General features: G+C 47.2%; 18 protein-coding genes. 1 reads left to right on the forward strand and 17 read right to left on the reverse strand.

Features of this window, described 5'->3' with window-relative positions:
* Positions 1-136: 136 nt before the first annotated feature.
* The 16 genes from HWI92_RS08215 to HWI92_RS08290 form a co-directional block, all read right to left on the reverse strand.
* Positions 137-2290 (reverse strand): CBM96 family carbohydrate-binding protein, encoded by a 2154-nt coding sequence (locus HWI92_RS08215; protein WP_204662596.1) that lies wholly within the window; start codon positions 2288-2290, stop codon positions 137-139.
* Positions 2291-2337: 47 nt separating this feature from the next.
* Complete coding sequence (locus HWI92_RS08220) at positions 2338-4125, reverse strand: T9SS type A sorting domain-containing protein (RefSeq protein WP_204662598.1); 1788 nt, start codon at positions 4123-4125, stop codon at positions 2338-2340.
* A 93-nt stretch (positions 4126-4218) separates the two neighbouring features.
* Complete coding sequence (locus tag HWI92_RS08225; protein ID WP_204662600.1) at positions 4219-6894, reverse strand: CBM96 family carbohydrate-binding protein; 2676 nt, start codon at positions 6892-6894, stop codon at positions 4219-4221.
* A 36-nt stretch (positions 6895-6930) separates the two neighbouring features.
* Positions 6931-10386, reverse strand: coding sequence for a T9SS type A sorting domain-containing protein (locus HWI92_RS08230; protein ID WP_204662602.1), 3456 nt, complete (start codon positions 10384-10386; stop codon positions 6931-6933).
* A gap of 307 nt (positions 10387-10693) precedes the next feature.
* Positions 10694-13174 carry a CBM96 family carbohydrate-binding protein gene (locus tag HWI92_RS08235; protein ID WP_204662604.1) on the reverse strand — a complete coding sequence of 827 codons (2481 nt, stop codon included), beginning with the start codon at positions 13172-13174 and terminating at the stop codon, positions 10694-10696.
* 542 nt (positions 13175-13716) lie between these two features.
* The gene (locus tag HWI92_RS08240) at positions 13717-14256 is read right to left on the reverse strand and encodes a hypothetical protein (RefSeq protein ID WP_204662606.1); all 540 of its coding nucleotides are present in this window, start codon (positions 14254-14256) and stop codon (positions 13717-13719) included.
* A complete protein-coding gene (locus HWI92_RS08245) occupies positions 14253-14669 on the reverse strand; it encodes a hypothetical protein (protein WP_204662609.1) in 417 nt (138 codons plus the stop codon). Before HWI92_RS08245 ends, HWI92_RS08240 begins: the two co-directional genes overlap by 4 nt.
* Positions 14670-14699: 30 nt before the next feature.
* Positions 14700-15191: a relaxase/mobilization nuclease domain-containing protein gene (locus HWI92_RS08250; protein WP_204662612.1), complete on the reverse strand. Its 492-nt coding sequence runs from the start codon at positions 15189-15191 to the stop codon at positions 14700-14702.
* Positions 15181-15558, reverse strand: coding sequence for a plasmid mobilization protein (locus HWI92_RS08255; protein WP_204662614.1), 378 nt, complete (start codon positions 15556-15558; stop codon positions 15181-15183). Before HWI92_RS08255 ends, HWI92_RS08250 begins: the two co-directional genes overlap by 11 nt.
* Before the next feature lie 125 nt (positions 15559-15683).
* Positions 15684-16613, reverse strand: coding sequence for a DUF8464 domain-containing protein (locus HWI92_RS08260; protein WP_204662616.1), 930 nt, complete (start codon positions 16611-16613; stop codon positions 15684-15686).
* A 258-nt stretch (positions 16614-16871) separates the two neighbouring features.
* A complete protein-coding gene (locus HWI92_RS08265; RefSeq protein WP_204662618.1) occupies positions 16872-18101 on the reverse strand; it encodes a primase-helicase family protein in 1230 nt (409 codons plus the stop codon).
* A 12-nt stretch (positions 18102-18113) separates the two neighbouring features.
* The gene (locus tag HWI92_RS08270) at positions 18114-18443 is read right to left on the reverse strand and encodes a helix-turn-helix domain-containing protein (RefSeq protein ID WP_204662620.1); all 330 of its coding nucleotides are present in this window, start codon (positions 18441-18443) and stop codon (positions 18114-18116) included.
* 128 nt (positions 18444-18571) lie between these two features.
* Positions 18572-19549 (reverse strand): hypothetical protein, encoded by a 978-nt coding sequence (locus HWI92_RS08275; RefSeq protein WP_204662622.1) that lies wholly within the window; start codon positions 19547-19549, stop codon positions 18572-18574.
* 105 nt (positions 19550-19654) lie between these two features.
* Positions 19655-20137: a site-specific integrase gene (locus HWI92_RS25300; protein WP_229249134.1), complete on the reverse strand. Its 483-nt coding sequence runs from the start codon at positions 20135-20137 to the stop codon at positions 19655-19657.
* Positions 20100-20816 (reverse strand): phage integrase SAM-like domain and Arm DNA-binding domain-containing protein, encoded by a 717-nt coding sequence (locus HWI92_RS08285; RefSeq protein WP_204662626.1) that lies wholly within the window; start codon positions 20814-20816, stop codon positions 20100-20102. The genes HWI92_RS25300 and HWI92_RS08285 overlap by 38 nt, the downstream gene beginning before the upstream one ends.
* A gap of 874 nt (positions 20817-21690) precedes the next feature.
* Positions 21691-21876 (reverse strand): hypothetical protein, encoded by a 186-nt coding sequence (locus tag HWI92_RS08290; RefSeq protein ID WP_204662628.1) that lies wholly within the window; start codon positions 21874-21876, stop codon positions 21691-21693.
* Here HWI92_RS08290 and HWI92_RS08295 point away from each other — a divergent pair.
* A complete protein-coding gene (locus tag HWI92_RS08295; protein WP_204662631.1) occupies positions 21875-23008 on the forward strand; it encodes a multinuclear nonheme iron-dependent oxidase in 1134 nt (377 codons plus the stop codon). The two genes, HWI92_RS08290 and HWI92_RS08295, sit on opposite strands and share 2 nt — an antisense overlap.
* A 51-nt stretch (positions 23009-23059) precedes the next feature.
* On the opposite strand, the gene HWI92_RS08300 is transcribed toward HWI92_RS08295, so the two are convergent.
* Positions 23060-24382, reverse strand: a complete 1323-nt coding sequence (locus HWI92_RS08300; protein ID WP_229249136.1) for a sensor histidine kinase — start codon at positions 24380-24382, stop codon at positions 23060-23062.
* Between the last annotated feature and the right edge of the window lie 28 nt (positions 24383-24410).

Below are 24410 nucleotides of genomic sequence, written 5' to 3' on the forward strand. Positions count from 1 at the left end.
GTAGACAGCTGGAATGTTATACATGAGGTACGTATTACCGAAAGATTACCAGCAGGATATTTGATATCCAGATTCGGACCTATAAAACGAAAGCCGCCCATTTCTGAGCGGCGTCTTTCCGTACTGTTGGTAAAACTTATTTCGTGACAAGTATCTTAACCATCTCAGTGAATGTATCAGATTTTATTTTCAGCAGATAAATGCCAGGATCAAACCAGTGACCTGCGATGTTAACTTCTGCATTTTCGCTTGGTTTGGCATTTTCTACCGCTGAAACCGTTCGGCTTAGACCAGCTGAATTGACCATTTCAAATGAAATTACCCCGGCGTGTTCCGATGAAAGGGATAGAGTGAAATGGTCTTTTACAGGATTCGGGAAAACGGTAGAAGGCTGCTTTTCCTGTACTTCTGACAAAACTTCTTCCTGGCCTGTCCTGGCGCTGCTGTTTGTTGTTTCTAAAAACAGTTGTGGCTGAGAGGAACTTACTTCCCGACCAAAAAAAGATAACACGGCAGTGCTGTTATTCGGAGTATTTAAAAGAAGGCTTACCGTTGAATCACCGGCCTGTTTCTGGGCTTTGACATAGCTTGTTACATCAATTTCATAGTATTTATCAAAAGAATTAACCGCAATGGATCCCAGAGAGGGTGTGGAAGGCGAAGGTGCATTGTTTTTAGTAATGCCAGTTTCGGTCCAGCTGTCATTATCAACGCCATAGGCATGCAGCAGAATACTTTCGTCATTTGTATGATTTCTACCGTAAATACGGAATTTTGCTGAGGTAAAGGAGGCCTGTGCAGGAAGTTGAAATTTTAAATAAGAAGCTCTTTGTGCAGTTGGATTGCCTGTCTCATTTGAAACAGTCAAATAATGGCTTTCGCTATGGTTTTCATTGCTGTAAATTCCGCCCACCACATATGTATCTGCGACAGGGTTTAATGTTGCAGTCGCCGCTACCACTTCAATAGCAGAAACCCGGGGCTGGTCTGCGGCTCCGCTCAGGAAATCTACATTTAGCACACCATCTGTAACCATGACCGGAATAGTCAATTGATTGGCCCGCATAGCACCGCCTGCTGCGGCAAATATGTCGTAGTTAGTCAGCTTGCGACTGCCTTCCATATTGACATGGAACTGGCGGCTACCTAAGCCACCCTTTTCGCCTCTGGTACCGGGAACCCCAAAATACGTTTCAGCAAAGTGCAGCGTAACGTTTACCTGCCCATTGTACACCGGTATGTCGTAACTAAAAGAAGGTGAACTACGCCCAGAGCGGTAGAACACGTCATTGGTAGTGTTAAGTATATCGCCTGAGGCAATGGAGCTCGTGCGGTCAATGCCGCCATAATACTTATCGGCAATGAAAAGCTTTTTAGTTGCCGTGGTAAAATCTGATCCACCTGCATTAATTCGTATAAATGTTTGAGGCTTGCAGTTCGCCGACATTCTCACCTCATCTTTGGTGGCACATCCGGCAGCATTTCCTGAAATAATAGCCAGGCCGGCCCCAACCCTTGAACAGACAATTTTAATTGAACAATCGGAAAGACGCGAATTATTTTTAATTATGATCAGCCCGGGATCTTCCAATTGTGCAAGTTCGGAAATGCTGGTCAATGTACTATTGCCTGTAATTTCAAGTGTCTCGGGCACAGACTCGAGCCGTTCCAGTCCTGAAAAATCTTTCAGGCTTTTGTTGTTTACAATGATCAAATCTCTATCGACTTGTCTGAGATTTCTCAGGCCAGTCAAGTTGACAAGATTGTCATTTGAATCAATTTTCAGGTTAGAGGCCACGCGTGTGACATTATGCAGCCCCTCTAAACTGGTTAATGCAGGATTGGAAATGACATACAAAAGGCTCAGAATCCTGGTAAGCCCACGCAGCCCCGAGATGCTGGTGAGCCTCTCATTATTGACAATCCTGACGGTTCTAATGGGACTCTTAAGATGATCGAGCCCGTCGAATCTAAGCAGATTGTCATTGTTGTCGATGCTTAGTGTTCCATCGATCTGCGTCAGCGAAGACAGTCCTGCTAGACTTGTTAGGCTTGGATTAGATTCAATGTGAAGTGAGCCGGTGACCCGGGTTATTGTTTGCAGGCCATTCAGGTTAGTGATGCTGGACAAAACAATATCGAGGTCTCGATTGACGACTTTGCAGCCGGGGTAGTTAATACTGAAATTATCGACGTCGGCCTGGGTTTTCAGGGCGGCAACGCTGCATGTCTGCGAATGGGCGCTGATTGCTGAGCATGTGAATGATAAAAAGAGAAAAATCTTTTTCATAAAAGAATGATTCAGGTGGTTTGGTTCGTTGAGATGATAGTAAATAATTACTGCCCCACCGCAATCTTCCGAATGGTCTCCGTGCCATCTACAAAAGTGAATTTGATAAAGTATAACCCGGGCCGAAGTAATTTAGCGTTGATATTTTGAGGCGGCTTATTTCCTGCACTGTAAAGTGTCCCACCCTGGCTGTTGAGGATTTGTAAACCCTTTACTTTCGACCAGTCAGCAGCCTCCAAATGAATGGTTTCAGCCGCCGGATTTGGATAAACGGAAATATCAAAGTCAAACTCAAACTTCACCTGCTCAATGCTTGAATATGCATAAGTGCCGTCCGTATCCGCCATTTTCAACCGGTAATAGTTGTCACCTTTTACAGGACTGGTGTGAATGAATTGATAAGATTGGAGTGCATTACTTTCTCTATTTGCATTTACGATTGCAATGCGGTTCCAAGTCTTTGCATTCGTGCTGTGCTCAACCTCAAAGTGGTCGCTGCGCGTTTCAGAAGTAGTTTGCCATTGAAGAATGGCAGTTGCATTTTCATTTATAATATCAAATGCATTTAGCTTGACGGGTAGTGGCGGCGGCGGGCTTGAATACTTTGTAATTTTATAGATGTAGTTATAAAGCAGAAATCCTCCATCACTTGTTTTTACAAAGTGATAATCTCCGAATTCATTATATGAAAGCGACAAATCGGAAACAATCATTCCGGTCGTATCTAATGTAACCATCCATGCACCTGAAGTCTTTTCGGTTTTATCAGGATTCGGGCCTGAGCGGCCGGCAAGTACCACGTTTCTATTCTTCTGTTCTTCATAGAAAAAAAGAGGCCCATTAGCTCCGACGGTATTTTCCCATAGCAGTTCTCCATCGGGATTAAGTAATAGAATCCAAGGGTCAGGACCGTACTTTGAGCTAAGGCCTTCGGATTTCTCGCCACTCTTTGGTGAATTGGAAGTGCCTGTAATAAGATAGCTACCATTTGACAGTATTGTGACGTCACGCGCTTGGTCAGTCCGAGATCCACCATAAACTTTATCCCACAAAACTGCTCCGGTTGAATCTGTTTTTATAATCCAATAATCATCGTTACCTCTTGAAGGTTGAGACTTATCATTTCCCACATCTGCATTGGAAAGTCCCGCCATAACAAATCCTTTATCTGCGGTTTGTCTAATCATTTTAAGGCTACTGATGCTGGTTCGGCTTTGCCCGGTATAACGTTTCTCCCACTCTACGAACCCGTCCTGTGAAAGTTTGAAGACATTATAGCCATTAGAACTTCCTGCCAAAACATACCCGCCATCAACAGTTGGCTGAATGGTTTCAAAATAATTACCATCCGGTCCGCCGTAAGTCTTATCCCACTGCTTCTCACCATCTGCCGTGATTTTCACCAGCCAGTAATTCGGCGGAAGACCGTCCTCGGTGGGTTGACTTTTACAGTCCTCCGATTTATCAAACCCGGCATCGGAATTCGAATCACCGGCAAGTAAGTATCCGCCGTCGGGTGTCAAAACTATGTCCCATAACTGATCATTTGCTGTACCACCGTACGTTTTATCCCATTCTACGGAGCGATCCTCTTTCAGCTTTATAACCCAATAATCTGTTTTGCCCTTATTAGGCGCAGTTTTGTCTCCTCCAATACCTCCGTCCGCTTGACCGCCAATAATATACCCGCCATCAGGCGTTTCCTTGACCACCCACATGTACGTGTAGCCATTATTTGGAGCGTTGATAATTTTCTCCCACTCAATGATCGGCTGGGCAATAAGGCTTGTAATGCTCAGGAAAAAAATAGTGACGTTTAGCAAAATGTATTTCATATTTTATTTGGTAAACTCCTCTTTGATCTGTTAAACCCATCTTACCCGACAGGCAGCTTCTTTGAGTCGAAAATTATTTCCTTATCTAAGCTGCTAATCTGCTATAGCCATTTTGACCACCTCAGTAAATGAATCGGATTTTACTTTTAATAAATAAATGCCTGCGCTGAATAATTGTCCGGCAATGTTCACCTCTGCACTTTCGCCAGGTCTGGCATTTTGGACCGCTGCAACGACGTGGCTTATACCAGTCGTATTTATTAATTCAAAAGAAATTTGCCCTGCATGCTCCGGCGAAAGTGATACCGTGAACCGATCTTTAACCGGATTTGGGAAAACAGTTGAAGGCTGCTTTTGCTGCACTTCTGTAATTACCTCTTCCTGGCCCAGACGTGCAGCGCTATTCGTAGTCTGGATCACTAGCTGCGGCGGGTTTGAACCTGCTTCTTTACTATTGAAAACAAGCCGCGTGTTGCGGTTGTTGGGATCGTTCAGAAGTAGACTTACCAAACTTTCACCTGCCTGCTGCTGCGCTTTCACGTAGCTCGTTACATCGATTTCATAGTATTGGTAAACGTTGGTTACCGTAGCAAAACCCAGTGAAGCCGTCGATGCGGCAGGTGCATTGGATTTGGTGATGCCCGTTTCTGTCCAGCTATCATTATCGACGCCGTAGGCATGTAAGGAAATGCTTTTGCTGTCCTCATGATTACGGCCATAAACACGCAGTTTGGCCGAAACAACCGCAGTTTGTGCAGGAAGCTGAAATTTCAGATAGGAAGCCCGTCTTACCGCAGGGTCAGTAGACAAATATTTGATTTCAAGATTGGCGCTTGTGCCAAAGTTGGTCGCGCCATAACTGCCGTCCCGCACGAATGCGTCTGCAAGCGGACTTAACGTCACACTTGTCGCCACTACTTCAATGGCGCAAACCCTGGGCTGGTCGGCCGCCCCGGTCAGGAAGTCAATGTTCAAAGTTTCATCTGTGACGGTCACAGGAAAAGTAATCTGATTGGCGCGCATGGCCCCGGCTGCCTGGGCGAAGATGTCGTAGTTGGTCAGCTTGCGGCTGCCTTCCATGTTGACGTGGAACCGGCGGCTGCCTGTGCCACCTTTTTCGCCCTTTGTACCAGGAACTCCAAAATAGGTTTCAGCAAAGTGCAGCGTAACGCTAACCTGACCATTAATTACCGGAATGTTGTAACTGAACGAAGGTGCGCTGCGCGCCGAGCGGTAGAGCACATCATTGGTTGTGTTCAAAATATCGCCCGAGGCGATGGAGCTCGTGCGGTCGATGCCTGCGTAGTACTTGTCGGCGATGAAAAGTTTTTTGGTGGCCGTGGTGAAGTCCGGCCCGCCGGCGTTGATGCGAATGGTCGTTTGTGGGAGCGGTGGGTTTTCCGGGGCGAGTTTGACGACCCAAAAATCCGTTGTAAAATTTTGTTTCGTTTTTCTGTTTTCAGATTTATCACCTGATGCGTCGGAATAGGAAGATCCGCCTAGCAAATACCCGCCATCGACTGTCTCCTGGACGCTCATTGGTCTGTCATCCTTCTCCCCGCCTATTGTTTTGTCCCACTGCTTATTTCCCTGAGCATCTATTCTTACAATCCAAAAATCGTCATCCCCCTTGCTGTTATTTGTTTTGCTTCGACCAGCTTGTGCTGATGAGGTACCAGCTAGCAAATATCCATTATCACGAGTTTGTACCATATCGTATAATATGCTTCTGGATACATTTCCTCCAAAGGTTTTATCCCACTCCTTCGTACCATTCGCTGTCAACTTTATGATCCAATAGTCATTAGGAAAGTTTTCGCCTGACGTGCCTGCGGGCAGGGATGGCTCGCTCTTATCTCCGTTTGCATCCGTATTGGAATAACCGCCAACGAGATATCCACCATCATTAGTCACAAGAATCTCGGTTGCTATTTCCCTTCCGGTCCCGCCGTAGGTCTTCTCCCATATCACTGAACCATCTGCTGATAACCTGAATACTTTGTAATCCGACTCACTTCTTGGAGCGTAATAATTTACACCTCCCGCTAAAACATATCCACCGTCACTAAGTTGTCTTACTATCCCTTCTTTGTGCGAAGTACCTGCGAGTCCGTAGCTCTTATCCCACAACTTCTTTCCATCAGCACTTAGTTTTACTACCCAAAAATCATAAAGACCTAATGTTGCACTTGTTTTGTCAGATCCTGGTGGGGAAGCAGATGACCCGGCGACGATATATCCTCCGTCCGAAGTTTGTTCCAAAGAGTACAATAGATCCTCACTGTTGCTACCCAGAGTCTTATCCCATTCTCTTACTCCATTGGCATCAATCTTTATGATCCAATAATCTGGATATTTATATCCTTCATTTATTCCGCCTCTGTAATCTTCACTTTTATCACCTCCCCTGTCTGAACTGGAATTACCGCCCAAGATATATCCACCGTCTGCGGTTTGCTTAGCACAAACCAGCTGTTCTCCTCCTGGACCGCCATATACGTTGTCCCATTCTTTATTTCCATTAGCATCTACTTTAACAACCCAAAAATCACTACTGGCGCCCGGATCTGTTTTATCAGAACCGATCCCCGGGTACGCATCTCCAAAAAGCAGGTAGCCGCCGTCGGCAGTCTGCACCGTGGATGCAAGACTGGTCCCTCCCGGCCCGCCAATGGTTTTGTCCCACTCAATTGCGGGCTGGGCAAGCAGGCTGGCGGACAGCGACAGACAAAGAATCAAGAAACAGAATTGAAGCAAAATTTTTCTCATTGGCTTTGAGTGTTGATTTTAGAAATATGAATGTTGCTACCGTCCTATTACAATCCTGCGCGTAGCTTCAATGCCGTCGGCAAAAGATACTTGTATCAGATACAATCCCGCTTTAAAGGCTTTTGCATTGATATCCTGCGAGGGCGTATTTTCAACATGATAAACGACTTTCCCCTGGCTATTTAAAATCTTTATGCTTTTCACTTTTGACCAGTTAGTGGCTTTAAAATGAATATTTTCCACAGTTGGATTTGGATAAACCGTCACATCGAAATCAGTTTCAAACCGGAGATGCTCAATTTGAGAAAGTGTAAATGAGCCATCCGTATCCATCATTTTCAGGCGATAATAATTATCGCCATTTACAGGATTGACGTGGGTAAAATTGTAGGTTTCCAGCCTGTCGCTTTCCCCTTTTGCATTTACAACTCCGATGCGATCCCAGCTTTTTCCATTGACACTATGCTCGACTTCGAAGCGGTCGCTTTGTGATTCGGAAGCGGTTTGCCAGGTGAGCAGTGCGGTGGTGCCTTCTGCCCTGGCATTGAATGAGGTGAGAGTGACCGGCAGAGGGGATTCAGGCGCAAGTGATACGATCCAGAAATCTGAATCATCCCGGATAGGTGCACTTCGGTCGCCACCTGGCAGTGACGATGTGGACCCGCCAAGCAAGTATCTGCCGTCCGGCAGTATGTCAACAAAATAACATGCATCGTCGCGTGCGCCGCCCACTGTTTTGTCCCATTGCTTGGTTCCGTCTTCGCTCAATTTTACAATCCAGATATCCTGACGGCCTTTTGAGTCTTCACTTTTGTCCCAGGTTTTATCCGACCCGGAGATACCTGCAAGAATGTACCCGTTGTCCGGCGTCTGCCGTAAGGCAAACAGCAGATCATCCTCGTTGCCCCCGATCATTTTATACCATTCCAATGCACCGCTTTCCGAAAGTTTCGCTACAAAGTAGTCTGCGCCTCCCTTACCTAGTGAGTACTTGTCGTTATAGCCACCCAGAATATATCCGTCATCCGCAGTTTGTTGAATGGCGGTGATGCGTCCATATTTATGATCGTAGTAGGAATCGAAATTCTGAGCCCACTCGATTTCGAAAGTCGAGCTGAGCTTTGTGATTAAATTTGAAGTGTAGAATTCGGGATACGGACTTGGCATGATGCCGTTTGTGAGCACGTAGCCACCATCACGCGTCTTTTCCAAAATAATTTTGCCCCCCGCATTTTCCACAAGAAGCGACTTGTCCCAGATTTTTGTGCCATTGAATCCGATTTTGACTAGCCAGACTTCCGGCACATAGGGACCGGGACGCGGCACAGTCCTGTCACCACTGACACTCGAAGCTGATACCCCCGCCAATATGTAGCCGTCATCGACCTGTAATATTGAGCCCAGCCGGTCCTGATTATCTCCGCCGATGGTTTTGTCCCACTCCTTTGTCCCATCTGCTGCAAGTTTTATAACCCAGTAGTCGTCAGTATAAGGATTGCCCCGATTAGGTTCGGACTTGTCTGCAACTGCTTGTGACTGCGATCTTCCTCCGACGAGGTAGCCTCCGTCTAAGGTCTGGATAATCGACGTGAGCATATCGTAGCTTTCTCCGCCAAGGGTTTTATCCCATTGCTTTTTGCCATCAGCGCCAATCTTGACAATCCAGTAATCCCACTCGCCTCTGTCCGCTTCTGACTTGTCAAAGGCAATGCCTGCATCAGTATTTGGCCTGCCACCCAAAATATAGCCCCCGTCAGCGGTACGCACCATGGCAGCGAAGTTATCATTGTAACGGCTTCCGATAACATGATCCCATTGCACTATAAGCGGATCTTTTACCGGGACGCTTGTGCTCCGCATCCTCGTGTACCAAACCTCATTCTGGGCGGTGGTAACTTTCAGGCGATAACTGACTTCTACACCGGGGACGGGTTGGTCATGTGTAAACTGATACGTATCATTCGATTTACTTGATGTAACTGTGCCGGTCTGCGTCCACGTTAGTCTGTCCAGGCTTCGTTCGACATTAAACTTCTTGATCACTGAGCCTGCCGGACTAACCCAGTCAAGTCGTATAGATTCATCTTTTGCAGTGGCGGTAAATTGTGTGATCGTGCCTGGCTTACCCGGACTTTCGGATTCCAGCTTAACCACCCAGTAGTCGAACCCGTTTTCCGGACCATAAAAATCGCCTGTTTTCTCCCCACTTGGAGGGGAACTGGAATATCCTCCAAGCAGGTATCCGCCATCTGCTGCCTGACGCATGCTCACCAAAAAGTCGTTACCACTTCCACCGATTGTTTTGTCCCAAAGCATAAAACCATCCGATTGCAGCTTGTAGACCCAAAAGTCTTGCCCTCCCCGGGAGCTTTCTGATTTCCCGGCACCCTTGGCTCCTGGTGAGTATCCGCCGACCAGGATCCCCCCGTCGGGCGTTTGCAGCAAGCACGTGACGTAGTCATGATATGTGTAAATATCATCCGTCATTTCATCAACGCTGCCTATGATCTGATGCCACACCCGGTTTCCGTCTTTGTCTACTTTGACAATGTAGTTATCCCTGCTTCGCTCTGTTTCAAGCGGCCTGCCTCCTTCATCCGTGTCCGTGATGCCGGCCAGCACATATCCTCCATCAGACAGTGGAAGTATTGCATTGATCTCACTGTACTGATTATCAGGACCATACCTCTTATCCCATTGCCTTGCAAATGCCGGTGTAAATTTGATGACGTGAAATATCGCCGAATGCTCTTCATAACCTCCTTCGTCGCTTCCAAGAATGAAACCTCCATCAGCTGTCACTTCAAAACTTGACAGCCTTCCTAAGCCTTGTCGCTCGATGGTTTGTTCATTTAACAACAATCCATCCTTCGAGAGCTTTACAACCCAGTAGTCCACCATATTATCTTCGAAAGACGGCGGCCGGTCAGACGATTTATCACCGCTTTTATTAGATTTTGATTCTCCTGCAAGAATATAGGTTCCGTCTTTGAGTTGTCTTACCGATATAAGCGATTCGCGGGACGATCCTCCCACGGTCTTATCCCATTGCCTAGTGCCGCTGCTGTCAATTTTAATTACCCAGTAGTCGGAATCACCCCGGCTTTCTTCGGACTTATCAAGTCCGATTCCTGAATAAGAATTACCTCCAAGCATGTATCCGCCGTCGCTGGTCTGCTGAATATCTGTCAGGTAATTGTTGGTAGTTCCTCCATAAGCCTTTTCCCACTGTTTGGTCCCGGCAGCGGAATATTTAATGATCCAATAATCATTGGTTCCCTTTTTGGGAGCGGTCCGGTTCCCATCCGTGGGCGATGATGAAGTTCCTCCTATTATATATCCGCCATCCTTCGTATTGAGCACTTTGGACAGCCCGTCACTGCCGGAGCCGCCCAAAGTTTTATCCCATTCAATGGACGGCTGAGCCGAAAGTGAGACTGATATAGCAAGGTAAAATGTCAGAAATGACAAGCAAAGCAAAGGTTGTTTCATAGTTGTTGAGCAGGTAAAATGACTATTCTGTTACTACTAGAGAAAAAGCAGGAACAGATACTGCTAAAAAGCTTTAATTTTTTTAACTGATTTATTGCCAGCAAGCCGCTACTGTTGGAAGATGTAGCGGCTTGTCGGGCATCGTCAATGTTTACAGTAAGGATTATTCAGTTGTAAGTATTTTAACAGTTTCTGTAAATGCGTCAGACTTTATTTTCAGCAAATAAATGCCTGGATGAAATAATTGATTGGCAATGTTAAGTTCTGCGTTTTCGCCTGGTGCAACGTTTTGAGGTGCAGGCATTTTTCAGCCTTTACCAGCTGCATTGATCATTTCAAACGTAATTACCCCGACATGTTCCGGCGAAAGTGATCCTGTAAACTGATCCTTCACCGGATTTGGAAAAACGGTTGATGGCTGCTGCTCCCGCACTTCTGCCAAGACTTCTTCCTGTCCAAGTCGCGCGCCACTATTGGTCGTCTGGATCACCAGCTGCGGCGGATTTGATCCTGCCTCCTTGCTATTGAAAAACACCCGCGTATTCCGGTTGTTCGGATCATTCAGCAGCAGGCTTACCAAGCTTTCACCGGCCTGCTGCTGCGCTTTTACGTAGCTGGTCACATCGATTTCGTAATATTTGTAAACATCATTTACTGCCGCAAATCCCAGTGAAGCCGTTGATGCGGCTGGTGCATTGTCTTTGTTGATCGTGCTCTCCGTCCAACTGTCATTATCGATGCCGTAGGCATGTACAGAAATGCTTTTTGTATTCTCGTGATTATGCCCGTAAATGCGCAGTTTGGCCGAAGTAACAGCGGTTTGCGCAGGCAGCTGGAATTTCAGATATGAGGCTCGTCTAACAGAAAGACCCCCAGCAAGATACTTGATATCCAATGTTGGGCTGGTGCCGTAATTGGTCGCGCTGTAACTTCCGTCTCTCACAAATGCATCGGCAACAGGCCCTAGTGTCACACTGCTAGCGACGACTTCAATGGCACAAACCCTGGGCTGGTCGGCAGCACCTGTCAGAAAATCAATGTTCAGAACACCATCAGTGACCGTAACAGGAAAAGTGATCTGGTTGGCGCGCATTGCACCGCCTGCTGCAGAGAAAATATCATAGTTCGTCAGCTTGCGGCTACCTTCCATGTTGACGTGGAACCGGCGGCTGCCCGTGCCTTTATTTTCGCCCTTTGTGCCAGGAACTCCGAAATACGTTTCGGCAAAATGCAGTGTGACATTCACCTGGCCACTACCTACCGGAATGTTGTAGCTAAATGAAGGCGCGCTGCGCGCCGAGCGGTAGAGCACATCATTGGTCGTGCCCAGGATATCGCCTGATGCAATGGAGCTCGTGCGGTCTGTGCCTGCGTAGTACTTGTCGGCAATGAAGCGTTTTTTGGTCGCGGTAGTGAAGCCCGGCCCGCCGGCGTTGATGCGGAGGGTGGTTTGTGGGACGGATTGAAATTCGGGAGCTAGTTTGATGATCCAAAAGTCATTTGCTCCCCGGGATGGCTGGGTCTTGTCAGCTCCTACCGGTGCATCAGAGAATCCGGCCAGCAGAAAGCCTCCATCATTGGTTGGTACTAAATCGGTGGCAGAGTCGTATAAAATGTCTGATGCACTACCAATAACTTTATCCCAAATTTGGTTTCCATTTGCATCCAACTTGACCAGCCATCCATTCACTACTCCCGAATTGGCATCTGTTTTGTCAAGATCTACCACCGATTGAGTATCACCCCAAAGGAAATAGCCGCCGTCACTACTCAATTGCATACCTTCAAAACGTTCGAAATCGTTTGCCTGAATTGTTTTGTCCCACTCGATGACTCCATCTGCAGTGATTTTCACTACCCAATAGTCTCCATAATAACTGTCTTCGGATTTATCATTTCCTGCCTGGTCGCGGGAAAGGCCACCCACCAGGAACCCGCCATCCGGAGTAGCAAGAATAGATCGAAGTGCACTGTTCCCATTATTACCACCATTAACACCCCTTATTTCTTTGGTCCAAAGTGTAGTGCCCTCGGCGGACACCCTGATCAGATAATAGGCGCCGCCAACGTCTTCTCCACCACTGGTATCTGCACCGAGCAAGTAACCTCCACCGGGAACAAGCGTGACGGCCGCCAGCTGCATAAAGTTAAAGTTCACATAGTAGTCTCTGCTCCATTGCAGCTCACCGGATGCACTCAGCTTTACAAACCAGCCATGATTATAGCCAGAGCCCAAAGGGGTAATTGGAGAAGAACCTCCGGCGATTGCCAATCCTCCATCGGGAGTAACCTCCATGTCGTTCAAAAACTCATGGTTCGTCGTGCCAATCGTTTTCTGCCAGTTGATTGTTCCATTGGCCGACAGATTTAAAATCCAGAGATCACTGTATTCGCCATGAATTGCATCCGTCTTGTCTCCGCTTATCCCGGAGCTCGAAGATCCGGCAACGAAATAACTGCCGTCCTTTGCCTGGCGGACCGAAGAAAAGACCTCACGCCCCGTCCCGCCCAGTGTCCTGTCCCACTGCTTGGTTCCATCGGCGGCTAGTTTGACGATCCAATAATCGCCAAGCCCACGCGCTGAATCGGACTTCTCCCCCGAAACTCCGCTGAAAGAAGTTCCTCCAAGGATGTATCCTCCATCAAGGGTTTGCTGGACTGAGTTCAGGCGGTCTTCACTGTTTCCGCCAATGGTTTTGTCCCACTGGATAGCAGGCTGAGCAAGCAGGCTCGCCGACAAGCCAAGGCAAAGCGTTAAAATCTGAAAGCGAAGCAAAAATTGTTTCATAGGTGATTAGTTAGTTGAACATGCATACGGTAATCATATACTATCAGGCACCAGATCGCGCCAGATACTGCCGGAAAGCAAATTATTTTTTAGCATGAATATCCCGATACAAATTAAAATGTCGGCTTTCTTCAAGATAGTAAACTGGTCATTGCGGCCGCTGTCAGACTTGGCAATTTAAGCGGTACGTTTCTGGTATGATGGCGTTATACTTATTCCAATGCAGTGCCCAATTGCTGTGCACCCAAAGCTTACCAAGTAAATGGAGAGCGGTTTGTCGTAAATAAGGTTACAGCGAAGGAAATTTCCCGGCAACGTGGATCAGTAGATTGTATGGGCTGCGCTATGTAAAACATTATACAAACAAACAACGACCTAATTGTATTTGCGGTTGTGAGCCTCGTGTGTCGACGAAGAAATATATTCGGGAGTAGGTGTGAAAAATGCTTTTTTCATTAATTAATGTTACAGACCTTTTTCTGAGACAACTTTGCATTTATCTCATTCAAACACATTTCCACGTTGAACAATGTCTTAGGCATTTACCGCCTTTTAAGCCTAGCGTGATCACTTTTCCGCCCTTGGCTAGCCATACGCATCCACGCATGTCGGAGCGAATCAATTGGAGGTTGACCAGCTTCGTAAAAACTAGTATCAATTAGGCTGGTCAAACCAGGGGCCAACAACTGTGCAACCTCATATTTGGCAACAGTACCTTGGTTGCTTTCCAACTCACTATGCGAGCATCTTACTGCTGTAAGCGATGCAACAGTCGTGCATAGCAGCGCCGCTATTGAAATAAAGTAGGCTTTCGTCCGAAGGTTAAGAGCAACAGACCTGGGATTTTGCTGAGCGTCCGATATTCTGCTAAGCTGTTTTTCGATCCCGGCCAATTCAGAGATGAGCATATTCCCGGACGGCATCTTTGCTAGATTCACCTGGATATCCGCCAGCATTGTCTGTGTTGTTTCATCTACGCAAACCTTTGTATCTGTTATGCGGCCTTCCAATACCGTGATCTTCTTGATTAAAATTGATAGCACCTGCTCGAAGCTATCGAGTCTATCTTCAATGTTTTTCATAAATGTAACCCTATTGATTTTTTACGCTTTTGCTTTTTTCTAAGTGCTGGATTCGTTGCTTCTTGCTGATTTACCGGATCCATCAAATTTTTTAGCAGGTCTTCCTCTGGTTGATGCGGCATTAAATGGCCGGGAGTTTGCTCCTCTGCTAGTTTTGGCTGCGGCCCGCCGGCCACCCACATCCGGTGACCGATGACCACTTGCCGCTGAGCATTATTGCGCAGCCTACTATCCAAAGCTCGAAAGCTCATGCTCCGATCGATTTTTGACCCCTTCAACACCGTTCCATTTTTCTCAAAGCTGACACCTTCCACATGATCGGTCCCTGACTTGTATTTATAGAGGATTGCAATCCCATTTGTGGAAAGCGCGGCTTCCAGTTGTTTCCAGTTCGCTGCGGCCCTGCTTGCCATTCTTATCTGGTCAGCCAGCTCATACCCCACCTAATCTACCCCTTTCAGCTTGCTCTGATTGACCAGCTGTTTTCCTTTTCCCATATGGTAGCCATGTTTCAGGGTCATCTGTTTACATACCTTTTGGTTCATTCGCTTCTGGAACCGGTCGGAAATGGACTTGCCGGAGTTGCCGACCCGGTTATAAATGATATGGATGTGCGGGTGGCTGGTATCGCGGTGCTCGACAACCAGGTACTGGGTATCCTGGATTTTCATTTTGGCCATATATTCGGTGGCCCTTTCGACCATGACCTTTTGTGACAGCTTACCTCTATCGAATTCACTCCAACTAAGCACCAAATGGCCGACCGCCTTGCCAAGCCCTGGATTCATGCTGTGCTGTGCATTGAAATCCTGGATGGTCGATTTTACATCCTGGGTCCTGACCCCTTCGCCATGTAGCACGATTGCCTGCTCTTTTTGCATGACATAGCGGACTGCCCCACCAAAGCTTGATCCGATCATTATCTTACCGATCATCGCAGTTCAATTTGTTTAGTAAGACATCAATATCCGATAGAAGTTGTGTGGCCTTTTTTGTCTCATGCAGCAGCCCCTGCATGTTGGTAAACCTGAGCAGCTGGTTGAGGTTGTTTGCCATACCGGCGAGCATTCTCATGTAGCCAGCCTCTTCCACCGAGAGGCGCGCAACAACCCTGGCTTTCCGGGCAGCTTGCCTTAGCCAGGTGCTTGGACGTAGGCCCGCTTCCCGCGCTTTGGACTCGATCAAAAACCGCTCGGTTTCCGAAAGCCGGACCATCAGCTGCGCGTGCCGCTTGACCTTTTTAGGTGGTCTACCACCTTTGGATTTATGTGACTTTTGCTCCATGCTTGCTACCTCTTTCATATCGTTTACGGAGTTTGTTAAATATCTTTTGCGACCATCGGGAGTAAAAGCAAGTTTGAGTGCTCGCCTGGGGGCGGCACGGGTTTTTGCGAAGCGAAAACACAAACTTGCTCCCTGAAAGACACTCAAATGCTCAGCCCCTGGGACTGCTTATATCCCTGTTGCTTTTTAAGCGAATTACTCTTACCCTTTTCTGTCATCAGCATCTCGTTCAGGTCTTTGTAATGCCGATAGCTTGCTGAGACGTCAACGGTATTAATCCCGGCTTTCCGGAATGTTTCGATCAGCTTCTGACCAGCCGGGTCATTGTCCGGATAGATGAACACGTTCTCATAATTCTGTGCGATGCTGGTCCCCCGATCTGCCAAGGCGACCGAGTTCAACACCAGGAAATCACTTTGGACAGTATCCGGTTTTTGGTCTGAAAGCAAGGACAGGAAATCCATAAACCCTTCCAGTACGCAGACTGACTTTGCCCTATTTTGGATATGCGTAATATCCTTCGGTGATGAAGATCCCTTGAAGTATTGGCTCCGTAATTCATAGCCGCCAGCCCTGTTCTCGAACCCGGCAGCGAAGTAGCTTTTGCCTCCTACTTCATAGTAGATCTCCTTACAGAATTTCCTCGCTACGGCAAGGTCAATTCCCCGGGATTCCAGATACCTGCTAATAGCGGGGTTACCACCCAAATCCTTGATAGCTGTAATCTGGATGCTCCCCTGATTATCTGCCGGGGTAACGCTTGGGCGTATATGCATGGGCTTCTCTAAGCTTTGTTGCTGGTGAAAGAAGAAATCTTCTGACTCCAATCTCGGCAGCACATCCTTGGTATCACATCCAAAGAGCTGTCGGCCTAGGTCAATAATGTCGCCTCCCTGACCGATTCCATGGTCATAATACAGGTTCAGCCTGGTGTTCACTTTGAACGAAGGCGTTTTCTCCGCGCGGAATGGCGACAGGTACCAGTATTCCTGTCCACGGATATAGTCGGGCTGGATATTGCAGCTTCTGAGAAGCTCGACAATAGGTATTTGTTTGGCTTGCTCGCAAGTCATAGGTATCGTTTTTAGTAGTGAAAATGTGGGCGTATTTATGCGCCTGCTTTTTACGGGGTGACAGGCACCTGTTTTTTGATGAAATGATGAAAATAGGGGCTAACTCTTTATATTACAGTAATTTACGCTTCATCAAAAATTCATCGGCTTCATCAAAATTTTGTCTTTTCACCAGCGCTTTTTCATCAAAATCCGATTTTGATGAAGCTTTGATGAAAGCTTATTTATTACTAATCAAGTACTTATATCTTATTTTCATCAAATCATCAATTTATCAAGTTGCTCCTGGCTGATTTGATAGAACCGGCCCCGGTGCTGGTTTTCAAAAAAACTGCTGTCTGATAGCAGGGTGTAGCGGGTGTATGAATTCGAATTTGGGCTTGGCTTCAAGCCCCAGTCCGCTTGGAGCACCCGCTTGATTTGGGCCGAATCTATGTTGCGCAGCCCCCGGACAGAGAGCCAATTCAACGCGTCCGCCGTGCAGAAGCATATCCTGGAAAGTTCCCGGGCATCCATGATGTGCTGTAACGATTCGGTCAATTCCAGCTCGACCCGGCTGCGGTTGCGTTTGATCAGTCTTTGTAGTGCCGGCGTCCGAACCTGCTCCTTATCAAACCACATGCGGGATTGGTTGGTCGTAGAAAGTGGCCGCTCAATGAGGTAATCCAGAAAGGCCGGGATTTGGGACCGCAACTCGGAGAGCAGCCGGATATTTTCCTTTGCAAAAGGCTCAATTTTCCGTACCCAATACCTGGTCTCCCCCGGCTCGATGAAAACGAAACTATCTTCGTTATTCGAACACAGGATAAACTTGCCGAAGAATTCGACCTCATTTCTGTCTTTTCCCTTGCCCTCGGATTTGTATTTGAGGGCCGTGCTCAGGTTTTTGATCCTTTCACTATCCTGCTTTCTTTCCAGGAAGGTTTCATCAATAGCGATGATCAATGCCGATACCCAGTCATCATTAAAGTTAGAGCTGAACTCCTCGTTGGTATTGACCGTCATATTACGGCCAAACATCGATTTCAGAAAGTTCAGGAAAGTGGTCTTACCTGTATTTCGCTCCTTACTGACCAGGCAAAGAATAGGAAGCTTTTGGAGTGGGTTTTTCAAAAGCAGGGTCAGGTAATCCAAGCCTAGCTCGTACTGGTCCCCGAAAATGTGACGGACAAAATCAAGCGTAACCTGGCAGTCTCCCGGGCTGGGTTCATGCTCAAACGGATGGTACAGGTTATAGAATTTGCCGACCACCTGGTTAAAACCAAAATGGTCCGGGAACAGGCAAAAACCATGCAGTTTAGGAATGCCTGAAACAAAATCCCTTCCATAGTCAGCCTTGATGCATTCAACTGACCATAGTGCCAGTTTGCTTTCAAAAGAGCCATCCATATTGGGGCGGTCGACCAACTTATAATAGCTGGTAGCGATCCGGACGTATCCGGTCTTGGATATCAGCGCGCCGATATCCTGGTCTTTGTCTACTTTCATAAGATCGTTGGTTTAGCGGTTCGAGCGGAGCCACTCGATCAGCTCTTTGCGAAAGAAAATGTTACGGCTCCCGCTTTTATGAAATGGGATCTTGCCCTGAGAGCAGTAGGCATAAACGGTCTGTTTCGATTTTTTCACCAGCAAAGCCGCTTCTTCAATCTCCATAGTATGATCGGTGTCATCTGCAATCTTTCTGGTAATGACCCGCTCGACCACGGTTTCGATCAAAGGCTCGGAGACGTTGAGCAAGGCTTTCTCTACCAGCTTTTGCACCAGTCCGTCAAAGCTGGCCTCGTCCTCGTTAGCTGTGGCTGGGTGCATGTTTAAATGGGAAGTTTTCATTTTGCCAATGGTTGATAATGGTTGAAAAACATTGGCAAAGGAAAGGGCACAATAGGCCCAAACGGGCCATCTGACATGACCTGCAACCAGACAATAATAAACAGATGTAAATGCGTGGGGCTTATTTACTAGCCAATCCGGGCTGATTCGACAGAAGCAGCGATTTCATTGTAGAATTCCCAAGCAATATCCGTTTTCTCTTTTTTTGCAAGCTGGGTCATAAAGTCGGTCACTGCAAGATCGGACAGCACGTTCCGGCCAAAGCGGATTGAAAAACTGGCTGCATAGATATCGACCCTTTCCAGCTGGGTACATTCAAAAAAGCTGGCATCGATAACTCCTAGGTGCTGCAACATGTAGGGCAGTGCCAGAATATGGGTGAGCTTGTGAAAGGTATTTTTCCTTGGGATAAATTGGTCTGGGCCACTAAGGATGCCCCGTTCGAATAATTCCCTTTTGAAAGATTCCATGTCGTTCCCATTCAGATAAGCGTATAGATCTGACCGGGGTGGTTTGGTGCTGGCAGTTCCGCGTGCCGGGGCGGCTGGCGTACCGGGGCCGGCTTCAAAGTGTAGTAATAGAATATTGATGGCCTGCCGCCAGAACGCAAGTCCGATCCTAGGGTATTTACTGAAACCGTCAATGGCGTTAAACCGGTTCTCTTGCCCACGAAGGTCAAAAAGGGCTAGCCTGGCTTTGTGCCCGTCCAGACCGTCCGCAATCTGTTGGCAGGATTCTGACCAATGATCGAATAGGCAAACATTGGCAAGGGAAGGCTGACCGTAGGTGACGTAATATACCACCTCCCGGATTTCTGTCCGATCAAATTCGGGATCATCTTTCCCAAAGAAGGTGATGCCGGAAATACGTTCTGAGAAAGCAGCCAGCCCAGATTCTTTTTGACTCTCCCACTCCTGAAAAATCTGTGATCGGAAGTCGAGCAAAGCCGACCATTCCGCCAGCAGCAGCCCCAGCTCTTTGACTACGGCTTCCAGGTCAAGCCCCCATCGCTCCAATACGGTGCATTCACTTTCGATAAACTCTATAATATTGGGATCGTCAATTTGAAAAAAACGGAAAAAACCATGCATTTCCAGCAAGGCCAAACGATCTGGTTCCTGCATGGTCAGAAGTTTAGAAGGCGGCTCGTAATTTCTTTCAGGCGATCGTCTTCAATACTGCCCACATAGCCTTCGGTAGTGGTGATACTTTTATGGTCGGTCATGGACTTGATTTCCATCAAAGTGCCGCCCTCTGAAATTAGTTTGGTCACAAAGCTGTGCCTGGCCACGTAAGTAGTGATCTCTATCAATTTGCAGCTTTTGGCCGATCCGGCGCATGTACTTATTAATCTGTTTGACAAATTGCTGGACTGTGCGTTTTCTTTTCAGCGCGTCCATGCCTGGTTCCAACACCTGGAAAATGTAATTGTCCGGGTTTACAGGGTTGCCCCAGGCCTGGATGATTTCTTTCATTTTAGGCAGCAGGTGCACTTCGATCAATGTGCTTTCTCGGTTGGTCCTTTTAGTCTTCTCCCGCACAAACAGGATCCTGTCCGATCGCAGGTCAAGATATCTAAGCTGGGCCATATCGGTGGGGTTCATCCCGTTGCCGATATACATGAAAAGCCAGTAAGCTAAATATTTTGCCTCCGTTTCATCGGGCTGATAGCCAATGATTTCGAAGGTCATCATTGGACAGGGCGCGTTTTGAATTCTTCTTGGTAGGGATCACATAACGGCGCGGGCCAAATGGGTATTCGTCCAGCTTTTGCTTATCATTATCGATCATGATATTGACTACCGCACGCAGGTTACGAAGGTAAAACCCGACCGTTGTCAGCGAGCTCCCATTTGCTACCATCCATTTTTCATATTCGCGCAAAAAGCGGACAGTGATGCTGGCCAGGGAAAGCTTTCTTTTTGGATAAAATTTTCTCAGGCTCGTCAGTGCATTTTCATAAGTCAGCGCAGTCCCGATCCGTTCTTCGGATTTAAGGAGCGCGATCTTGTTTTCCATCGCGATAAAGACATTGTCCAACTCCACCGAAGGCTGCTCTATCCTACCCTCAAAAAGGTCAAAGCTAAACACCTTCATTTTTGCAATCACACTATTTGCTTCATCGACATGTTTGTTCAGGCTTTTGCTGATTGCAGAAAGCTGGGCGTATTCCTTGGTGCCAATGTACTTTTTTGATCTCATCAGCTCGCAATCGCGCTGCCTGACAAAGTCCTCTTCGGTCATGTCCTGGCCGGTCGGATAGTACTTTGACTCGCGTTTGTAGGTGATCCGGAGCTTAACGGGGTATAAACCCTCTTTTTTTGCAAACCTTTTGTCAAGGATGAGTGCCAATTTCGGGGTCGCTGCTATCATACTGCACGTTTTTGCCACTGATTATTTGCAAACAATTTGCAAACATTTTCAATAAATGTAGGAAAACAGCAGTAACCGCCAAAATCAGAAACCGCGAAATTGGCGCATATCGGCAGTTTTGTTTATCACCCTTTACCCCTATTTACCACTTTTCGCTGACTTGTAATCAGTAGTTCGTTAGTTCGATCCCGACTGGGGGCTCTTAAAAATGAAGCACTTAGCATTAATTTGCTAGGTGCTTTTTTCTTTGGTGAAGTACATTGTATCTTGAACTTGACAGTACGGTGTTCGACAGTCACAGACTACTGTAACATCCCTTTATGAAGTTCCGAGATCACCTTTGTATATCATGTTCATTGGGCGGAAGCTTCTGACACTTTTCATATTCGGTTTGCTCCCAACTTACTCGTTGACGGGAATCAAATTGCAGATCCTGGATCTTCTGAGTCTTTAAACGCGAAGGCATCCAGTTCCAGTTGGCAACCGCTCGACCAATCATGTTCGCATTGTGTCAAAATGCAAGCAAATTCCCCCGGACAACTTTTTTCAGAGGCCTGGCATTTACATTCTACTTACAACAAGTCTTTTACTTAAACGGTGAGGTAGAATTATGCCTTAGCGATCCTTCCGGAAAAGGCTATCAATGCCTTCCACGGTGGACCTACTATGAAATAGATGTGACCAATTTTGTTCGCGCTGAAACGATGGGAGACAAAGTGGCCACTTTCAACAAACACCTCATGAAGGTTTGAATTAAAAACGCTACAATAAAACCCCTACCCCGGCCTTCGCCATTAGTCCATTTGTAAATACTGCCCGGCAGTTACAACCAAATACATCCAGCTTGCATCATTAAAGTATATTCTCAGCCACCTTAATCAAACTGCATCATGAAGATCTCGAAATCGGTATTACAGGCAGTTGCTGTTGCTGTTACCGTAACAACACTTGCCACCGCTTGCACGGAGAGCACAATTGGCCCGGACGGTAAAAAAACGAGCAAAAACAAGAAAATAGACAACTGCCCGGCTTGCGGAATGGGATAATCCTGCTTATCCATGTCTGAAATTTACTCATCAGTCGTCTGCAACCTGGACATGCACATGTTGCGGGCGTCCCTGCCCTTATTTGAGCAGGAAAAGGTAGAGGCTATCGAATGGTCATTTGACACGCTCTTCAGGGTTGAAGAGGTGCCGGCCTGGTTTACGAATCTGGTAAGCGAGTTCAGTAACCATCACCGGTTGATCGGGCATGGCGTTTATTTCTCTTTATTTTCGGGTAAATGGGCTCCCGAGCAGCACGATTGGCTTATCAAGCTCAGACAACTCTCCCGGGAATTCCACTTTGACCACATCACGGAGCATTTCGGTTTTATGACCGGCGAAGACTTTCACAAGGGTGCCCCCATCAGCATTCCCTTTACCTCCACCACACTGGCGCTTGGAAAAGATCGTTTGCGCAGGATTCAGGATGCATGCCAATGTCCGGTGGGGCTGGAAAACCTCGCCTTTTCCTATTCCCTGGAAGAGGTGAGAAAACATGGAGACTTCCTGGGCCGGCTGGTGGAAAGTGTGAACGGATTCATCATCCTCGACCTGCATAATGTCTACTGTCAGGTACACAACTTTAACATCCCTTTCGACATGCTCATCGAGCTTTACCCGCTGGACAGGGTCAGGGAAATCCACATCTCCGGTGGCAGCTGGGACGAAACACTGGCTGGCCCGGGCAAGCCGGTGAGGCGGGATACCCACGACGATTATGTTCCGGAAGTAGTATTTGATTTTTTGAATAAAGCCATTCCAAAATGCCCGAACCTGAAATACGTAGTGCTGGAACAAATGGGTACTGCCCTTTCAACCCCTGCCGACCAGCTCGCTTTCCAATCTGATTTTCTCCGCATGGACAACATCGTCAAATCGTGGGCACCAAAAATGCTTCAGAGTCCGGCAGACACATTCGCACCCATACCAGGCATTGCAAGTGCCACTCCACTCGAAGATCCCGAATTACACGGGCAGCAGATGCAGCTTTCACGCATCCTCGAAACAGCCGGAAATGCTGGCGAAGCAAGGTCAATGCTGCTATCGTCCAGTTTGCACAATACTGCCTGGGAAGTGGAGAACTGGGCGCCCTACATGCTTGAAACAGCTATATCTATTGCTCAGAAGTGGAAGAACGGATTTGCGTAAAACAGGGACAATCAGTGCATCAGGTAACATTACAGCAGACTGGTAACCATCCTAATCAGTAGGCAGGATCATGGATACAGTAGTCCCAATCCCCGGCTCCGACTGGATGGTGATCAGTCCGGAGTGATTACGGATGATTTTCCGGCTGATACTTAATCCTATCCCCGAACCTTCCAGAAAAATCTCCGTAGGAAGTTTAGAAAACACATCAAAAATCGTATCCAGCTGAGACGGCTCTATCCCGATCCCATTATCGGAAAACATGATTCTGATATAATTCTTTGCAGGTAGAAGGGCGGCATTTGCTTCCGAAATATAATCTTCCGATGTTACCTGAATACACAATGGAACATCCGGTTTGGCAAATTTGATTGCATTATCGAAGAGCTGAAAAAACAGTTGCTCCATCTGCTCGGGAATTGCCTTTACTTTTGGAATCGGGCCGATGGTGACTGTGGCATCCTTCGCATCCAGTGCCGACCGTAGCTTTGCAGCCACCACATTGTTGATGTATTCCAGGTCAACCACTTTAAAGACTGTATGTTCATCTTCTATATTCGCAAAATCCGACAGGTCAGCGATCAACCCCGAAAAGCGCATAGCTCCTTTCTGAATCCGTTGTGCAAGCAGCTTTGCATCGTCGAGCTGCTGTACCTGCAAAGCGTCCAGCAGCATTTCGCTGAATACCCTGAGCTTTCGCAGCGGCTCCTGAAGAGTATGGCTTGAAATATGCCGGTACTGCCGTATTTCATCTACATAACCCGTAAGCTGCCGGTTCAGGCTTTTTACCGCATTGTCACGCTCTTCAAGCATTTGCACCTGCTGTAAATGGAAAGAAATGAGGTCTGAAAAAGCCGAGAACATGCCCATGATGGCCGGATTTTCGACATTCCGTGGCTGTGGGTCTATGGCGCACAGCGTGCCAAAAAACTCCCCTGTTTTCAGGATAATCGGAAATGAAATGTAGCTTTGAAAGCCATACATCAGCGGTGTAGGATGATTGCGGAAAAGCGTACTTTCACTTACATGATCAATCACCACCGGACTGTAAGAATCCCTGATATCATTACAAATAGTTGTTTCAAGGCGTAATTCGCTGCCCGGGACCAACCCGAACTGAATATCGTCCCGCACGCTGCAGGTAATCCAGCGGCTGTCCGTGACCCGTGCCACTGCCGCAAACCCCATTCCCGTTAGCTGGCATATTACATCGAGCAATGTGGGTATAATGCCAATTTGCCTGATACGCTCCACATCTTTCTGAAGTTCCTTATCACTGTATTCCATAAACCATTCGGGGGCTTTGCAGCAGGTATTTGAATTGACGGTTACCGGCAGTATTGTACAGGGTGGGATCAGCCCTGCTATTGTCATTTTTTAAGAACCAGTCAGCCGGTCAGAC

Origin of the sequence: Dyadobacter sandarakinus (genome assembly GCF_016894445.1) — a bacterium.
GTDB lineage: Bacteria > Bacteroidota > Bacteroidia > Cytophagales > Spirosomataceae > Dyadobacter > Dyadobacter sandarakinus.